The sequence below is a fragment of the Gammaproteobacteria bacterium genome (assembly GCA_011375345.1).
GTDB lineage: Bacteria > Pseudomonadota > Gammaproteobacteria > DRLM01 > DRLM01 > DRLM01.
Window position 1 is genome coordinate 1 of record DRLM01000158.1, and the last position, 17,336, is coordinate 17,336.

Sequence of the window (17,336 nt, forward strand, 5' to 3'; positions counted from 1 at the left end):
GAAGCGCAGGCACCCCGGACATGGAACGCCCGCCGCAGACAGCCACCCACTCCCCGTGGCGCTTTTGCGTCGCCCCCATGCTGGACTGGACGGACCGCCATTGCCGCTATTTCCTCCGCCTGCTCTCCCGCCGCGCCCGCCTGTATAGCGAGATGATCACCGCCAGTGCCCTGCTGCGCGGCGCGACCCGCCGCTGGCTCGCCCATCATCCCGCGGAACACCCGCTGGCCTTGCAGCTGGGCGGCGGCGAGGCCGCCGCACTGGCCTGCGCCGCCCGCCTGGCGGCCGACGCGGGTTTTGACGAAATCAACCTCAACGTGGGCTGTCCCTCTGACCGGGTCCATGCCGGACGTTTCGGCGCCTGCCTGATGGCGGAACCGGAGCGGGTGGCGGAGAGCGTCGCGGCCATGAGGGCGGCGGTACGGGTGCCGGTCACGGTGAAAACCCGCCTCGGCATCGACCACCACGACAGCTATGAATTTCTCCACCGCTTCGTTTCCACGGTGGCAGAGGCGGGCTGCACCACCTTCATCATTCACGCCCGCAAAGCCTGGCTGCGGGGGCTGAGCCCCAGGGAAAACCGCAGCGTGCCGCCACTGGACTACGCGCGGGTGTATCGCCTCAAGCAGGACTTTCCCCAGTTGACGATAGTCATCAACGGCGGCATCACCACCCTTGAGCAAAGTGCCGCCCACCTGCCACGGGTGGACGGCGTGATGCTGGGCCGGGCCGTGTATCACGATCCTTATCTGCTGGCCGCCGTGGACCGAAGCCTGTTCGGCGACCCCACCCCGGCCCCCAGCCGCCACGAGGTCGTGGCACGCCTGCAGCCCTATGTGGCCACCCAGCTCGCCCGGGGCACCCCCTTGCAGGCCATCAGCCGCCATCTCCTGGGCTTGTTCCAGGGCCAGCCCGGCGCCCGCGCGTGGCGCCGGCATTTGAGCGAACAGGCCCACCGCCAGGGTGCCGACGGCCGGGTCTTGCTTGACGCCGCCCGGCAAGTCAGACGGCGGGGATAGTGCCCACGGCGCCCTTTACCAGCGCCTGAACCGCATCAGCAGGATTCCGCCCCATTGATGCAGGATCAGCCCCGCCACAATCAATGCTGTGCCCAAAGCCACCGCGACGCTGACCGGCTCCCGATTGAGGTAGTGCCCCAAGAACAGCGCCAACACGGGCGTGACGAACAAAATCAGACTCACCTGACTGGCGCTGCTCTGCTGCAGGGCATAGAAGTACAGGAGAAAACCCAGCACCGAACCGAACACACCCAGGTAGACGATGGACCAGGCCGCTTTTTCCGGCATGGCCACCGGCCCGGGGGCGCCGGCCAGGGCCCAGGTAAGCACAAACAACAGGGTGGACACCAGCACCGTGCCCGCCGTCAGGGGCACAGGGTCCAGGTGCCCGCCGTATTTCTTGGTCCCCACTGCGCTCACGGCGCTCAACACCACGGCCAGCAAAACAGCCGCCACCCCTTCCAGGCCCTCCGCCCCCAGATTCAGGCTGTCGCCAAAGATCAGCACCAGACCCGCCAAGCCCAACAGCATGCCACCTGCTTTTGGCCCGGTGAGGGCGCGTTCGCCCAGACACCAGGCAGCCAATACGCTGGTGCATAAGGGCGTCAGGCCGAACAACACCGACACCCAGCCGGAGGGGATGAAACGCGCGCCCCAGTACACGCACAACAGGGCGCCGTAAATGCTGATGCTGGCCATGCCATAGCCCAACAGCGCCCGGCGCCCCAGCGGCAAACGGCGGCGCAGCAAGGCCAGGATCAACAGGCACAAGGCCACGCCGATCACCATACGGCTGGTGACCCCGAACAAGTAACCCGGACCCTCGCAGCTCCACTTCACCGCCAAAGGGGTGGTGGACCAGATGAGAATCACGCCCGCGTAGGCGGCCGGCAGTGACATGTTTGCGCTCCCCGAAATGCAAAAAGGCCGCGGATCCTTGCGGGTCCGCGGCCTTCGTAGAGTGATCTTGAGACTTATCGAATGTACTTAGAAACGGGGTCGATAAGTGTGCTCCGCGAGCGACCGCAAACCGGCTGAGCCGCCTGCCCAGGGCAGGTGGAAGGCTGCTTGTCGGCGGATAATGCGGTGCGCGCTGAACATGGAGGTGAGTCTGCCAGCAGCGCGAAAGCGCTGTCAAGCAAGGGATGATGGCGTTTCAATGACGATGTCGTCGAAACTCGCCACCTGGAGGTGGGCGGCCCCGCCATCGATATCGCCGTCGCGCACCAGCCAGCGCGTGGCCATGCCCGCGGCGGCGGCGGCGTCCAGCTCTTCTTTGACGTCGGACAAAAACAAGATGTGGCCGGGCGGCAGGGCAATCTGCGCGGCAATGCGCCGGTAGGAAGCGGTGTCCCGCTTGGGGCCGCTGGTGGTGTCGAAAAAGCCCTGAAACAAACCGCTGAGGTCACCGAAATCGCTGTGGGCAAAATACAGCTTCTGCGCCTGCGCGGAGCCGGAGGAGTACACATAGAGACGCAAACCCTGCGCGCGCCAGGCTTTCAAACACCGGGCGGCGTCCTCGTATATGTGGCCGGTGAAATGGCCGGCACGGAAACCCTGCTCCCAGATCATGCCCTGCAGGGCTTTGAGGGGCGTGGCCTTGCGGTCCTCATCCGTCCATGTCTCCAGCACGCGCACGGCCTCGTCGTCAGTCATATCCACCTTGCACAGGGCCCGGGTCTCGTCCAGGCAGCGCCGGACCGCGGACTCGTGGCCATGGTCCCGAACGAAGTCGGCAAGGCGTGCGCGGGCATAGGGAAACAGCACCTCTTTGACAAAGTTCAAAGACGAAGTGGTCCCCTCAATGTCGGTGAGGATGGCCCGGATCACGGCTGCCCGGCCAGGAAGGCGTCCAGGGTGGGCAGGCGCCGGGCAATATCACTGCCGGTATAGTGGGCCACCCAGCCTTCGGGGTTGGTGAACAGGCGGATGCATGTGAGTTCAGGCTGCTCGCCCATGTCAAACCAGTGGGGCATGCGGGCAGGCACGCTGATGAGATCCCCTTGCCGGCAATAGACGGCATACACCTTGTCCCCCGCGTGGATGTAAAACAGGCCCCCGCCGGCGACGAAAAACCGCACTTCGAATTCGCTGTGGGTATGTTCGTCGAGGAATTTCTGACGCAGGGCGGCCTTGCCGGGATGATCGGCACTGAGGCTGATCACGTCCGCGGCCTGGAAGCCGTAGTGGCGCTTGAGGCGGTCTACGGGACGACGGTAAGCCGCCAGGATGTCATCCTGGCCCGCGCCCGCGGCCAGCTTCTCCTCCGCTTCCCAGCGCTCGAACAACACGCCCACGCCATCCAGGCGGGCGCTGATGCGAGCGGCGTCTGCCTCCGATTCGAGCAGGCGCCCGCCTTCGTCAAAAATGGCCAGCCGGCTCATTGAAACACCCTCCGCCTGTTCAGTCCTCATCCAGCAGCTCAGGCGACCAGCCCTGCTCCCGGGCCCGGGCCACCGCCGCGGCGTGAATGCGCAGGTGGCGCTGCCGCAGGTCTTGCGGCAGTTTCGCTACCGAGTAGCCGTGCTCGGCCCAAGCCTCGGACACTTGGTCGTATAATTTCTGAATGCGGTCCAAACCCCAGCCGGCGCAAGTCTCACCTTCCGGCAGAAAACCGAACACCCAGGCATCGCGGATAATCGTGCCGGTGGGATTCATGCCGCCGTATTCATCCTGGTCCAGACCCACATACACCCTCTCGCGCCCCATGATCAACCTCCAGCACTGGTCGCAGGCGGGACAATGTACGCTTTCCCGTGGCGCCGCTCAAGAACCCCCCGCCGCATCCGACACACAAGCTGTCACCCAAATCCAGCGCCATGGAAGACCGGTGCCGCGGCCAGTTCCGCTGAGTGGCACCGGCCACCACCGCCTGAAAATACTCATGAGCCCAGGGGCCTCCCACCGGAGCAGCACCCCGGCCGGGGAGAAACAGCGATGAAACCTTCTTTGGAAACCGCCGCCCTGGCCACCCTGGCCGCGCTGGGACTGGGGCTGATCGCCGCACCCTACGGTATGGGTGTCATTTTCGAACACCAATACCAAGAAGCGCTGTCCCGGTGGGCCGAGGCTTCAGGGCTGAAGGTGGACATTGCGAATTACCAGCGGGGCTGGTTCACCTCAGAGGCAAGGCTTGCAGCACACCTCAGCCCACCCTATTCCCCCGCCGGCACGGGGGCCCGGGCGATGGTGCTGAATATTCACCAACGCATCGAACACGGCCCTTTGTATTCCAGCACCGGCACGGCCCTGGGCGGCGCTTTGGCCGTGGTCACCAGCACCCTGACCCTCCCCCCCCAGATCAGCAAGGCCCTGACTGGGGTGCTGGAAAAACAAGCGGTCGCGGGCGCCTCCACGGTGGTGGCCTTGGACAGCACTTCCCGTACGGAGCTCGAGCTTGCCGCGTTCTCCCGCCCTTATTCCAACGGGGCCGACACGCTGGCCTGGCACGGCATGCGTGGCACCCTCGCCATCACCGAGGGCGGAACACGTATCGTCTTCCGGGCCCGGGCACCCGGCCTGGACATCAGAACGAGCGAGGGACAGCACGTCACACTCAAAGGGCTCCGGCTCCGTGGCGACTACCGGCGCGGGGCGCACGAGTTGTGGCTGGGCAAAACCCACTGGACACTGCGATTGTTCGATGCCGGAGGCTTGCCGGGAAGCGCTGGCGGCATCGCGTTGGAAAAGCTGACACTGACCGCCTGGTCCTCGGCCCAGGGGGACAGCCAGGACAGCCTCAACTCCGGTTTGAAAATCGCATTCGACAAACTGGTGGCGGGCGGCCGCTCCCTGGACACCGGCCTGTTGGATCTGGAACTGCGCAAGCTGGACGCGGCCACCGTGGCCCTCATGAACAAAGAAATGAAGCGCTTGCGCACCAGGGGCGCCTCGCCCCAGGACGTACCGGGACCGCCAGTCCAGCTGTTGCAACAAGCGGTGCCCAGACTCCTGGCACGCTCGCCGGAACTGGACTTGAAACGTCTCGCGTTCACCACCGACCAGGGTGCGGTGAACGGCCGGCTGCTGCTCACCGTGGACAAGGCGGAAAATCTCAGCCTGGCACCCCAGGATCTGCCCTTGTTGCTGAACAAAGTGCGCCTGGAGGCAGAACTCACGCTGCCGGTGAACATGCTGCGCGACCGCCTGACCACACCCATCCGGCAGCGCCTGATGAACAGGCAGGATCCCTGGAGCGCCCAGTCGTCCGTCAGCGATGCCGACATCGCGCGCGCGGTACGTCAGCAGCTGGCCATGCTGGAAGGCAAAGGTTATCTGATTCGCCGCGGCACCCAGTATCAGAGCCGTTTGCGCTTCAAAGCGGGCCGGCTCACCATTAACAACCACCCCGCCGATGACGTGATCGGCATGGTCATGATGGGCCGGTGAGGCACAGACCCGGCGGGCATGGCAGCGCACCTGAACACGGCGCCGGGCCCCACCGGGACACCCCTCAGCGACGTAAAGGCCCGCGCAGCCGTTCCATAAAATAGCCCACGCAATCTTGCTGCATGACGGTTTGGTCCAGGGTCAGCATGGCCGGCATAACCGGCCGCCGCAACCTTATGTCCCGGCCGTTTTGTTGCAGAAAACGGCCGGTCAGGTCCTCCCCGCCCTCACCCCACACCTGTAACGGCGCCTCGCCGGTGGCATCGGCATGGGCCAGGAGGGTTCCCGCGGGCAGTTCCTGAAAGTTCAGCCTGTCGAAATCGGGCACAAAACGAATCCAGCCGCCATCGCACGGACGGTTGGGTCTGGATGCACCACTGCCGTGCGCCAGCCTGAGCACCGCGACGGTGTGAAACAGCTCAATGTCGTGGGCGGCGGGAGGCCGAGCCGGCAGATCGCTCAGATGCAAACAGGCGGACAAAAAACGGGCGGCATGATCCACCCCCGCCTGCTCCCCCACTTTGCCGCATTCCAGCGTGACGGCCGGGCAAAGCCCGGCGAAAGCCATGGACTGCACCCCGGTGGGCCGCAGGAAATAAACCACAGTGCGGCTGAACAATACGGCCAGACTCAAAAAGCGCGCGTCCAGCCTGTTGACACAGGCATAGTGGGGATTGGTGCCGGTATTGTTGTGCACATCCACGCTGGCGAAGACACCCAGCCGTGCCATTTCGTCCACCACCGCCTGCATCACCCGTTCTTCGGCGCAGCCAGTTGCCCCGCCGCCGGGCCAGACGCGGTTGTAATCCGGCTGGCCCGGCAGGCGCCGCTGCCCTTCGCGGGCCGCCGCGACGTTGCCCACGAAAAGGGACAAGGCCCGCGGCAAGGCCCTGCCACCACATTCGCCCAGCAGTCTTTGCACGGCCCGCCACCCCACATCTTCATTGCCGTGCAACAACACCGAAACGAACAACGGAGGGGAACGCCGGCCGGGCAGGTGGATCAGGGTCGGGCCGGGCAGCACTTCATGCAGGGCCCGGGCGCTTTTGCCCAACAAGCCCCGGGGCAGGGCATGCAACACCGTCAACTCTGGCGCGCTCCTGCCCGACCGGCCGGGGGACTTCACCCGATATCCCATTCGTGCACCGCAATGCCGGTATCGGAACGGTCGCGATAAGCCCGCGTCAAAGCCGCCATGTCCCGCCCGTGTTTGGCGACAAAAGCCCTTTGCCAGGCGCTGCCCGTGCATTCCCGGGCAACGCGTTCTTCAATCACAGCCAGGTAACGGTCAATGAGCTCGGCGGCGACATCCATCCCTTCCAGGCCGTTGCGCGCCATGGGCAGCAAGCTGTGCAGCACCAGCATTTTCATATTGTGCCTGGAACCGTCCAGCCAACAGGGGTGAGACGAAAGTCCCAACCGCGCCGCTTCGTAAAAATTGTCCCGCGCCCCCTCAAAGGGCAGCACCAGTTCCGGCGCCACATCACGCTGCGCCAACTGTTCGACCAGGCCGTAGAAAAACGCGGCATTGGCCATTTGATCCACCACCGTGGGCCCTGCGGCCATGACCCGGTGTTCGATACGCAGGTGCGGCCGCCCTTCACTGTCCCAGCCCAGCAACGGCCGGTTCCAACGCCAGATCGTACCGTTGTGCAAACGCAAATGCGCCAGCCGTTCCGCGCCGCCACAGAAATGAACGGGCAGCAAGGGGGGATAATGCTCCTTGTTTTCACGAAAGACTTCAGCGATGCTTTCACTCACATAGCCGCTGCCAAAAGTCACCCGCCGCACCGGCCCGCTCGCCGCGCCGGAAAAGCCACCGGCTTCCACCGCCTGCTCAAACAAAGGAATGCGGGTTTCCTCCCACAGGTCTTTGCCGAACAAAAATGGCGCATTGGCGGCAATGGCCACACAGGGCGCGGAACAGATCATCGCCGCGTTGTAGTAGCGCCTCGATGCCGCCGCCGGCACCTGCAAATGCACCTGGAACGAGGTCGCCGCGGCTTCCAGCATCACGTCATGGTGAACGCTGGTCAAATGGTCATGACCGACAATGTCCAGACGCATGGGGCGCCCTTTGCGCCCTTTCAACACCTGCTCGTTCAGCGCCGCATAGCGTCGCAAGGAAGACATGTTTCCCGGCGTCAGATCGCTGTCCCGAACCGTGGGCAGAATGCCGGTCATCACCATGCGCGCACCGAGGGACCGGGCGGCCCGGTCACAGGCCGACCAGCGTTGTTGCAGCGCTTTTTCCAGCCGCCTCAGCCCCTCACCGGCAATGGCCTGGGGATCAACGTTGAGTTCCACGTTGTACCGGGCCAGCTCGGCCACCACCAGATCATCCCCCAGCCGGGCCAAAAACGCATCGTTGAGCGGCGCCGGGCGGCCGTCCTCCCACACCAGCCACGCCTCCAGCTCAAAACCGCCGACGCCCGCCCGCTCGCTGAGCCGGTGCTCGCTGATCAGCGTCAGCACCCGCGCCGTCTCCTCCTGCAAACAACGTTGATAACGCCGAAAGTCAGCGGGCTCGAAGCTGCAATGGTCAATTTCCTGCCCCATCGTACCTGCTTTCTATTTGTAAGCCTGGCCCAGGCGACGGATAAAATTCATATATTTCAATATAGTAGCGCGGGCGCGCGGTCTTTCAACACAAACGCCCGGCCGCTGCCGGTGGGGGAAGGCGAACGGGACCGGGCACGAACCCATTGATGAAAACCGTCTCCCGCATCCAACAACAGGGCAGGGCCCGTCTGCTTCCAGGCAGGCCGTGGCACCGTTTCGGGAAATGTCCCATCGCCTTGCAGTGAGGTCAATCCCGTATACAATAATGGATTGGGAAACTCAAGGAGAGGGTATTACCCTCAATAAGAACAAGGAAACCGCCGGTTCAGCCCGCATCCGGTGACACGGGAAACGCGGGTGCTTGCACGAAGAGAAACCAAAAAAACCACGTTTCGACTGTCGCCGCTTTCAGATCAAGACGTCGCGTGCTTTTGGGGATGCGATCAGCACGCACTGCAGCGAAAATCCTGAGTCAAACGAACTTCTCGGACAAGGACGACTGGCTTCGGCAGGGGGCAAGGCACCGGTTGAACAGTGCGGTTGAATAATCACAGACAAGCCACCTTGATTTGGGGAGGGGAGAACATGCCAGTCCGTTTTTGTATTTTAGGTTCTTTGTTGATACCGCTGCTGGTCCTGTCCGGCTGCGCCCATCAGGCCGGTCTCACAGAAGGCGAAAACCCGGCCGCAGCGGAAACCGCCACAGGGGCGGAGGCAGGCGAGACCGTGGCGGCCACCGAAGAAGAAACACCTCCGGCAGAGGAGACCGCTGCCGTTGAAGTCATCCCCATGGATGAGGAAAGCAGCGCTGAAGGCGATCTGGCCACCGCCGAAGTCAGCGGCGGGGAGGGCACCGCCGACACCGCTGCCGAAGCGGCACCGGCGGCGGACACCGGTGGCGCAGCCCTGGCGGAAAAACTCCTGCCCATTCCGCCGGCGGACGTGATTGCCGCCATCAAACGCATGCAGCATCACCCCCGGGTACTGTGGCACAGCGCCTCCAGCGAGTACATCTACTACGTGGGTGGTTTGTTGAACGCCAAATACAACCCTGCCAGCCAACACCTCGCCATCTTCAGTGATCCCCGTCAGGGGGAGAACAAGCTGTGCGAATATTCCGCCAGCGGCGAAATGCTCGAACCCCAAGCGGACGATGCAGCGGCCCTGACCACCTGCAATGAACTGGTGGGCAAATTGAACAACTTCTTAAGCGAGGAATAAACCGCCGCAGCGTAAGTCCAGGCCACCCGCGCGCCCGAATCCGGCCGCGGGTGGTGTTGTTCTTTTTCCTGTTCCTGCAGGGAAACGGACAATTCCACGTTCTTGTCAACGTCTCTCCAAATGGCGCTTTGCCGCGCGGAACCCTTCCCGAAAAGACCACCAAAATACTCGACCCAGGCAGCCCACCGCCCTTCACCCCAAGATCAAAGCCGGCTTCATACCGCTTCGAAACAACATGCCCGGGAACGGCCACGCCCATTGCCCGCGGTGCTGGGGACTGCATCGGGACAATCTCCCGCCCGGCGGGGACCCTTTGGCGTCCACCGAAGGAAGCAGCTCAGATGTGCTTGGCGAGGATGATGGCATCTTCTCTGCCGCGCCGCGCCGGATAGTAATTAAGGCGGTAGCCCACTTCGTTAAAATCCAAGGCGGCATACAGGCGGCGGGCGGCAGCATTGGAAGGCCGCACTTCGAGAAACAAGGTGTCGCCGCCCAGCTTCTGCGCCAGCCGGACCATGACACCCAGCAGTTCACCGGCGTATCCCCGCCGCCGCCGCCCCGTGGCAACGCAGATGTTCAGCAGATGGGCCTCCCCCGCCCCCACCGACATCACGGCGTAGGCAAATATCCCCCACTGATCGTACATCACCCGGCACAGGTGGCCGGCGCGGAGACAATCCCGGAAAATACCCGCCGTCCAGGGAAATTCATAGGCAGCACGCTCAATGGCCAAAACAGCATCCAGGTCCGCCTCCCTCATCACGCGGATGCGGTGAACACTGAGGGATGGCCAGCACCTGTCTTTCTCTACGCTGCTCATGCGCTCAACGCCTAATCGCTCTTATCGGCAAGCGCGTCGCGGGCCAGACACAAATCCTGCCAGACCTTGCGCTTTTCCTTTGGGGAACGCAGGAGATAGGCGGGATGATAGGTGACCACCAAGGGAATCGAGCGTTCACCATAATGAAACCGCCGCCCCCGCAGCTTGCCCACGGGGCTGTCGCTGTGCAACAGGTTCTGCGCCGCCACCCGGCCCACGGCAAGAATGATTTTGGGTTGAACCAAGTCGATCTGGCGCTGTAGAAAGGGCGCGCACTGCTGCGCTTCTTCGGGCCGCGGATCGCGGTTTCGCGGCGGACGGCACTTGACGATATTGGCGATATACACCTGCTCACGGCGCAGGCCGATAGCCCGCAGCATATTGTTCAGCAACAAGCCCGCCCGCCCTACGAAGGGTTCTCCCTGGCGGTCTTCCTCAGCACCGGGTGCTTCCCCGATGATCATCCACGCCGCCTGGCGGTCGCCCACCCCAAACACCGCCTGGCGACGCTGCGCGTGCAAGGCGCAGCGGCGGCAGGCCGCCACTTCCCGCTCCAGTGCGTCCCAGCCCATCTCCCCAATTCCCGCTTCGCCGACGGCGCCAGGCGGGGCCGACCCGGCCTTGCGCAAACGCCATGTTTGCACCCCCATGGCGGCAAGACAGGCCCGGCGGCGCTGTGTGGATGGCGGATCACCTGACATCTGCGTTTCAAAGCTGGGGATGGGCCCGTTGTTCCGGGGCCAGCATTTTGTTGAGGGCGTGCACATAGGCCTTGGCGGAGGCGATTACGATATCTGTGTCCGCGCCCTGGCCGTTGACCACCCTGCCCCCTTTTTCCAGGCGCACGGTGACCTCGCCCTGGGAATCTGTGCCACTGGTAATGGCGTTGACGGAATAGAGCAGCAAGCGGCTGTCGCTTTCCACGATGCCGTCTATGGCCTTGAAGGCGGCATCCACGGGGCCGTCACCGGCGGCCATACCCTGCCGCTCCACACCGTTCACCCGCAGGCGCACCGTCGCCCGGGGCGTTTCGCCAGATTCGGAGCACACCCTGAGATAAGCCAGTTGAATATGCTCGTGCTCCGCCTCCGTGTTCGCCTCGGTCACCAGGGCTTGCAAATCCTCATCGTATATCTCGTGCTTTTTGTCCGCCAGCTCTTTAAAGCGCACAAAGGCATCGTTGAGCGCAGCTTCCGAGCCCAGCTCGATGCCCAGCTCGCCCAGGCGGGTGCGGAAGGCATTGCGCCCGGAGTGTTTGCCCAGAACCATGCGGTTGGCTGACCAACCCACGTCCTGGGCCCGCATGATCTCGTACGTCTCGCGGCTTTTGAGCACACCGTCCTGATGGATGCCGGACTCGTGGGCAAAGGCATTGGCGCCGACGATGGCTTTGTTGGGCTGGACGGTAAAACCGGTGATGCCCGCCACCAGGCGGCTGGTGGGCACTATCTGGGTGGTATCCAGACCCACTTCGCAGCTGAAAACATCCGGCCGGGTGCGCACGCTCATCACCACTTCTTCCAGGGCCGCGTTGCCGGCCCGCTCGCCCAGACCGTTGATGGTGCACTCCACCTGGCGGGCGCCGTTTCGCACCGCCGCCAGCGAGTTGGCCACGGCCAAGCCGAGGTCGTTGTGACAATGGACCGAAAAGACGGCCTGGTCGGAATTGGGAATGCGTTCGCGCAGCGCCTTGATCAGGCTGCCGAACTGTTCCGGCATGGCGTAGCCCACGGTATCGGGAATATTGACCGTGGTGGCGCCGGCCGCAATCACCGCTTCCAGCACCCGGCACAGAAAATCCAACTCCGACCGGCCGGCGTCCTCCGGCGAGAACTCCACATCGTCGGTGTAACGCCGCGCCCGTTTCACTGCGTTGACCGCCTGCGCCAACACCTGATCGGGCGCCATACGCAGCTTCATCTGCATGTGGATGGGGGAAGTGGCGATAAAAGTGTGAATACGGGGTGCCGCAGCCGCCTTGAGCGCTTCGGCGGCGCAGTCGATATCGCGCTCCAGGGCGCGGGCCAGGCCGCACACGGTGCTGCCGCTCACCGCCTCAGCCACGGCCTTGACGGCGTTGAAATCGCCACCGCTGGCAACGGGGAAACCCGCCTCGATAATATCCACGCCCATGCGCTCTAGCGACTTGGCGATGCGCACCTTTTCGTCTTTGGTCATGGATGCGCCGGGGCTTTGCTCGCCATCGCGCAAGGTGGTGTCAAAAATGTAAAGCTTGTCGCTCATGGTCCCGATCCTGCCTTGTGATGAAGTTTACGCAAGCCCGAAAACCCCGGCAATCCGCCGTGGGGGGCGCAACAAAAAGCAACGGTGAGAAAGCTGAGTGAACTGCCCGCTAGGGCAGCAGCAGGAGCAGGCGGTCACGCAGCGCGGCGCCGGGGAGACCGGCCAAGGGCGCGCGAGCGGGGGTGGACGATTCAAAGACGAACATGGTTTCAACCATATCGGCTCTCTTCGCGCCTTGTCAAGCGCTTTCCCGCGGCGGCTCACCGGGACCGCCGCCCCCGTGGCGGCGCTCTGCCCGATGTTTGCGCAAAAAAATCAGGGTCACCACCGGCCCGGATACGGCATAGAGGGAAAAGATGGCGAACAGGACGTGGGGCGGGTCGATGGAGACAAAGGCAAAGGTCAGTACGATGAACAAGGCCGCGATAAAAGGCACCCGGCCTTTGAGATCGAGATCCTTGAAGCTGCGGTAACGGATATTGCTGACCATCAGCAAAGCCAGCGCCACAGTAATCACCGCGACGGAGAAGCTCAAAGCCCCGTTCATGTCCCATTGGTGGCTGGCCCCCGCCCAAACCATTCCCGCCATCACCGCCGCCGCCGCCGGGCTGGCCAGCCCCTGAAAATAGCGTTTGCTGGAGACACCATGCTGGATGTTGAACCGGGCCAGGCGCAGCGCTGCCCCAGCAGCATAGATGAAGGCCGCCAGCCAGCCGATTTTGCCCAGGCCGCCGAGCGCCCATTCATAGGCCACCAGGGCAGGCGCCAGACCGAAGGCCACCATGTCTGCCAGGCTGTCGTATTCCTTGCCGAAGTCGCTTTGGGTGTTGGTCAGACGGGCGATGCGGCCGTCCATGCCATCGGTCACCATGGCCACAAAGACCGCGATGGCGGCGGCTTCGAAACGGTCGTTGGTGGCCGCCACGATGGCGTAGAAACCGGCGAAAAGACCGGCCGTGGTGAACAGATTGGGAAGCAGGTAAATTCCCCGCCCCGGCTTGGCATGATTAACGGGTTCTTCGGCCATGACAATGCTTCCTCAAACGGCGGGCGCAGACCGGGCTTCGCCGTGCGCCTCCCCTGCGGCCGTTGCCGCGCCATGCACCAGACTGGCCAATACGCTGCGGCCGGCCAGCACCCGCTCACCGCTTTCCACCTGGGCGCGGGTGCCGCCCGGGGCGTAGAGCGTGACCCGCGCCCGCCAGCGCAAATAACCGCACCGTTGCCCCTGCCCCAGCCGTTCGCCGGTGACCGCACGGCAGCGCAGACGCCAGGCGAGGAAGCGACCGCTGACCTCCAGCACCACCTCGTCCCCTTCGTCGGTCTGAATCAACACGGCGTAGCGGCCGCCGGCTGACACGCGGGCATGCGCCGCCCCGCCCCGCGGATGGAACCACTGCTGCGCCACCTTGCCTTCGGTGGGACTGCGCAGCACCAGGGGGCCGAGCAAGCTGATGTTGATGCGCACACACAGGCAATTCCGGTCCAGATAAGGATCGCGCACCTCGCCCACGAAACGCACCACCCCGTCCGCCGGACTCACCAGCGCCAAGGGCGCCGCTGGCACCTCCCGGTCCGGATCGCGGTGCATGTACAGCACCACGGCCGCCACCAGCGCGAAAGGCGCCACCCAAAGGGCGGCGCCTGTCACGGCGTAAACGGCAACGGCCGCCGCCAGGGCGGTCGCGGCCACTATCAAGGCTTCGCGGGAAGCCACCATCAGCAGGCCCTGCAGCCGGCCCCGGCGCGCACTGCCCGGCCTCAGTTCTTGCTGCGGTCAACCAGCTTGTTGGCGCTGATCCAGGGCATCATCTCCCGCAACCGCGCCCCCACCTCCTCAATGGGGTGTTCGCGCCCGATGCGCCTGAGGGCCTTGAGCTTGGGCGCGCCGGCCTGGTTTTCCAAAATGAACTCGCGGGCGAACTCGCCGCTTTGGATTTCCGCGAGTATTTTTTTCATCTCCGCCTTGGTCTGTTCCGTGACGATGCGCGGGCCGCGGGTAACGTCACCGTATTCGGCGGTGTTGGAAATGGAATAGCGCATATTGGCGATGCCGCCTTCGTACATCAGATCGACGATCAGCTTCAGCTCGTGCAGGCATTCGAAATAGGCCATTTCCGCCGGATAGCCCGCTTCCACCAGGGTTTCGAAACCGGCCTGCACCAGGGCCGTGGCACCGCCGCAGAGCACGGCCTGCTCGCCGAACAGATCGGTTTCGGTCTCTTCCCGGAAAGTGGTTTCAATGATGCCGGTGCGACCTCCGCCGATGGCGCTGGCGTAGGACAGGGCGATATCCTTGGCCTGGCCGCTGGCGTTTTGGTAGACGGCGATCAAATCCGGAATGCCGCCACCTTTCACAAACTCACTGCGCACGGTGTGGCCGGGGGCCTTGGGCGCGATCATGATCACGTCCAGATCAGGGCGCGGTGCAATCTGCTCAAAGTGGATGTTGAAACCGTGGGCGAAAGCCAGGGCCGCGCCTTGTTTGAGCTGGGGCTCAATCTCGTCCCGGTACAAGCGGGCCTGGTGTTCGTCGGGCACCAGCACCATGAGCACGTCCGCGCCTTTCACCGCATCGGCAACGGACTGCACGGTCAGACCTTCATTGCGCGCCTTCTCGGCGGAAGCAGAACCCGGACGCAGGCCCACCACCACTTTCACGCCGGAATCTTTCAGGTTCAAGGCATGGGCATGACCCTGGGAACCGTATCCCAAAACCGCCACCTGTTTGCCTTGTATCAAGGACAGGTCGGCGTGTTTGTCGTAATAAATCTTCATGTGTGTTTCCTTGAGTTGACGGTAAGAAATAAGCCTGCGCGCTTTACAGATGCAGCGATTTCTCGCCCCGCGCAATGCCGGACACGCCGGAACGCACGGTTTCCAGAATCGAGGTGGGCGGCACCGCCTCCAGGAAGGCGTCCAGTTTGTCGCCGGGGCCGGTGAGTTCCACGGTGTAGGTGCTGGCGGTGACGTCGATGATGTGGCCGCGGAAAATGTCCGCCAGGCGTTTCAGCTCGGCGCGCATGTCGCCCGCCGCCTGCAGCTTGACCAGCATCATCTCGCGCTCTATGTGCGCGCCCCCGGTGAGATCACTGAGCTTGACCACGTCCACCAGCTTGTTGAGCTGCTTGGTGATCTGTTCCACGATATCGTCGGATCCGGTGGTGACCAGGGTCATGCGGGACAGGGAGGGGTCTTCCGTGGGCGCCACGGTCAGGCTCTGGATGTTGTAGCCCCGGGCGGAAAACAGCCCCGCGACCCGGCTCAGCGCACCCGCCTCGTTTTCCAGCAAGATAGAGATAATGTGCCGCATTGCTCTTACACCAGAATCATTTCGTTGAGGCCGGCACCGGCCGGAATCATGGGATACACGTTTTCGGTCTGGTCGGTGATGAAGTCCATGAACACCAACCGCTCTTTGAGCGCCAGCGCTTCTTGCAGGGCTCCTTCCACATCGCCCGGCTGATCAACCCGCATGCCCACATGGCCATAGGCCTCGGCCAGCTTCACGAAATCAGGCAGGGCGTCCATATACGACATAGCGTAGCGCCCCTGATAAAAAAACTCCTGCCATTGCCGCACCATGCCCAGATAGCGGTTGTTGAGATTGATCACCTTCAGGGGCAGGCGGTGCTGCAAACAGGTGGACAGCTCCTGGATGCACATCTGGATGCTGCCCTCGCCCGTGACGCAGCACACCAGCTCATCCGGGTGCGCCAGCTGCACCCCCATGGCCGCCGGCAGGCCGAAACCCATGGTGCCCAGCCCCCCGGAATTGATCCAGCGGCGCGGTTTGTCAAATTTGTAATATTGCGCCGTCCACATCTGGTGCTGGCCCACGTCGGAGGTGACAAAAGCGTTGCCACCGGAAATCTCATAGAGTTTTTCCAGCACGTACTGCGGCTTGATCACCTCGTCGCTGCGCTCATATTTCAGGCAGTTCATACCCCGCCACTGTTCGATCTGCTGCCACCATTCTTCCAGCGCCGCCGCATCAGGCCGGCCGCCGCGCTCGTTGAGGGCGTCCATCATATCGTGCAACACGGTGCTCACCGAACCGACAATGGGCACGTCCACTTTCACGTTTTTGGAAATGGACGACGGATCGATATCCACGTGAATGATTTTGGCGGTGGGACAAAACTTCTCGATATTGCCGGTCACCCGGTCGTCGAAGCGCGCCCCGATGGCCAGCAGCACATCGCAATGGTGCATGGCCATATTGGCTTCGTAGGTACCGTGCATCCCCAGCATGCCGAGAAACTGCCGGTCGGTGGCAGGATAGCCACCCAGGCCCATCAGGGTGTTGGTGATGGGGAAGTTCAGCCGGCGGATCATCCCGGCAAGCGGCGCCGCCGCGTTGTCCAGCACCACCCCCCCGCCGGTGTACACCATGGGGCGCTTGGCGCTGAGCATGAGGTCCACCGCTCGTTTGATCTGGCCGGGATGCCCTTTTACCGTGGGGTTGTAGGAACGGATGGCCACGGTCTCGGGATAGTGGTAAGCCGTCTTGGCTGCGGTCACGTCCTTGGGAATATCCACCAACACCGGACCGGGCCGGCCGGTGGTGGCGATGTAAAACGCCTTTTTGATGGTCAGCGCCAGCTCCGTTACGTCTTTCACCAGGAAATTGTGCTTGACGCAGGGACGGGTGATGCCCACGTTGTCCACTTCCTGAAAGGCATCGTTGCCGATCAGCGGGGTCGGCACCTGGCCGGTCAAGACCACCATGGGAATGGAATCCATGTAAGCGGTAGCGATGCCGGTCACGGCATTGGTGGCGCCGGGACCAGAGGTCACCAGCACCACGCCGGGCCTGCCGGTGGCGCGGGCGTAGCCGTCGGCGGCGTGGGTGGCACCCTGCTCGTGGCGGACCAGTACGTGCTTGACCTCGTCCTGTTTGAAGAACGCATCATAGATGTGCAGCACCGCCCCGCCAGGGTAGCCAAACACGTAGTCGACGCCCTCGTCCCTCAGGCTGCGGACGACGATCTCGGCACCGGTCAGTTCCACGGAAAAACCCCCTTAAAAGAAAAAACCCGCAAAAACGGGTGCTTTACAAACGCTTCGCGAAAACCAAA

General features: G+C 63.5%; 17 protein-coding genes. 3 read left to right on the forward strand and 14 right to left on the reverse strand.

Annotated elements, in window-relative coordinates:
* Positions 1-20 precede the first annotated feature (20 nt).
* Positions 21-1,019: a tRNA dihydrouridine(20/20a) synthase DusA gene (gene dusA / locus ENJ19_12125; GenBank protein ID HHM06467.1), complete on the forward strand. Its 999-nt coding sequence runs from the start codon at positions 21-23 to the stop codon at positions 1,017-1,019.
* 15 nt (positions 1,020-1,034) lie between these two features.
* Here dusA and ENJ19_12130 read toward each other — a convergent pair whose 3' ends face one another.
* From ENJ19_12130 to ENJ19_12145, 4 genes are all read right to left on the reverse strand, one after another.
* Positions 1,035-1,919, reverse strand: a complete 885-nt coding sequence (locus ENJ19_12130) for a DMT family transporter (protein ID HHM06468.1) — start codon at positions 1,917-1,919, stop codon at positions 1,035-1,037.
* Between the two features lie 234 nt (positions 1,920-2,153).
* Entirely contained in the window at positions 2,154-2,849 is a 696-nt protein-coding gene (gene mtnC, locus ENJ19_12135; protein HHM06469.1) for an acireductone synthase, read from the reverse strand.
* Positions 2,846-3,403: a cupin gene (locus ENJ19_12140; protein HHM06470.1), complete on the reverse strand. Its 558-nt coding sequence runs from the start codon at positions 3,401-3,403 to the stop codon at positions 2,846-2,848. Before ENJ19_12140 ends, mtnC begins: the two co-directional genes overlap by 4 nt.
* A 19-nt stretch (positions 3,404-3,422) precedes the next feature.
* A complete protein-coding gene (locus ENJ19_12145; GenBank protein HHM06471.1) occupies positions 3,423-3,728 on the reverse strand; it encodes a hypothetical protein in 306 nt (101 codons plus the stop codon).
* A 33-nt stretch (positions 3,729-3,761) separates the two neighbouring features.
* Between ENJ19_12145 and ENJ19_12150 the strand changes: the two genes are divergently transcribed.
* Positions 3,762-5,408 carry a DUF945 domain-containing protein gene (locus tag ENJ19_12150; GenBank protein HHM06472.1) on the forward strand — a complete coding sequence of 549 codons (1,647 nt, stop codon included), beginning with the start codon at positions 3,762-3,764 and terminating at the stop codon, positions 5,406-5,408.
* Positions 5,409-5,472: 64 nt separating this feature from the next.
* Here ENJ19_12150 and ENJ19_12155 read toward each other — a convergent pair whose 3' ends face one another.
* Both ENJ19_12155 and ENJ19_12160 read right to left on the reverse strand, forming a co-directional pair.
* Positions 5,473-6,546, reverse strand: coding sequence for a peptidase M14 (locus ENJ19_12155; GenBank protein ID HHM06473.1), 1,074 nt, complete (start codon positions 6,544-6,546; stop codon positions 5,473-5,475).
* Positions 6,531-7,967: a glutamate--cysteine ligase gene (locus ENJ19_12160; GenBank protein ID HHM06474.1), complete on the reverse strand. Its 1,437-nt coding sequence runs from the start codon at positions 7,965-7,967 to the stop codon at positions 6,531-6,533. Before ENJ19_12160 ends, ENJ19_12155 begins: the two co-directional genes overlap by 16 nt.
* A 588-nt stretch (positions 7,968-8,555) precedes the next feature.
* On the opposite strand from ENJ19_12160, the gene ENJ19_12165 reads away from it, so the two are divergent.
* Positions 8,556-9,191: a hypothetical protein gene (locus tag ENJ19_12165; protein HHM06475.1), complete on the forward strand. Its 636-nt coding sequence runs from the start codon at positions 8,556-8,558 to the stop codon at positions 9,189-9,191.
* Between the two features lie 337 nt (positions 9,192-9,528).
* On the opposite strand, the gene rimI is transcribed toward ENJ19_12165, so the two are convergent.
* From rimI to ENJ19_12205, 8 genes are all read right to left on the reverse strand, one after another.
* Positions 9,529-10,011 carry a ribosomal-protein-alanine N-acetyltransferase gene (rimI, locus tag ENJ19_12170; protein HHM06476.1) on the reverse strand — a complete coding sequence of 161 codons (483 nt, stop codon included), beginning with the start codon at positions 10,009-10,011 and terminating at the stop codon, positions 9,529-9,531.
* Positions 10,012-10,022: 11 nt separating this feature from the next.
* On the reverse strand, positions 10,023-10,712 hold the full coding sequence (locus ENJ19_12175) for a uracil-DNA glycosylase (protein HHM06477.1): 690 nt from the start codon (positions 10,710-10,712) through the stop codon (positions 10,023-10,025).
* A 7-nt stretch (positions 10,713-10,719) separates the two neighbouring features.
* A complete protein-coding gene (locus tag ENJ19_12180) occupies positions 10,720-12,255 on the reverse strand; it encodes a 2-isopropylmalate synthase (protein ID HHM06478.1) in 1,536 nt (511 codons plus the stop codon).
* A gap of 238 nt (positions 12,256-12,493) precedes the next feature.
* Positions 12,494-13,282: a CDP-diacylglycerol--serine O-phosphatidyltransferase gene (pssA, locus tag ENJ19_12185; GenBank protein ID HHM06479.1), complete on the reverse strand. Its 789-nt coding sequence runs from the start codon at positions 13,280-13,282 to the stop codon at positions 12,494-12,496.
* Between the two features lie 12 nt (positions 13,283-13,294).
* Entirely contained in the window at positions 13,295-13,975 is a 681-nt protein-coding gene (locus ENJ19_12190; GenBank protein ID HHM06480.1) for a phosphatidylserine decarboxylase, read from the reverse strand.
* Positions 13,976-14,016: 41 nt separating this feature from the next.
* Entirely contained in the window at positions 14,017-15,033 is a 1,017-nt protein-coding gene (gene ilvC / locus ENJ19_12195) for a ketol-acid reductoisomerase (protein HHM06481.1), read from the reverse strand.
* A 43-nt stretch (positions 15,034-15,076) separates the two neighbouring features.
* Complete coding sequence (ilvN, locus tag ENJ19_12200; GenBank protein ID HHM06482.1) at positions 15,077-15,568, reverse strand: acetolactate synthase small subunit; 492 nt, start codon at positions 15,566-15,568, stop codon at positions 15,077-15,079.
* Positions 15,569-15,573: 5 nt separating this feature from the next.
* Positions 15,574-17,268: an acetolactate synthase 3 large subunit gene (locus tag ENJ19_12205; GenBank protein ID HHM06483.1), complete on the reverse strand. Its 1,695-nt coding sequence runs from the start codon at positions 17,266-17,268 to the stop codon at positions 15,574-15,576.
* Between the last annotated feature and the right edge of the window lie 68 nt (positions 17,269-17,336).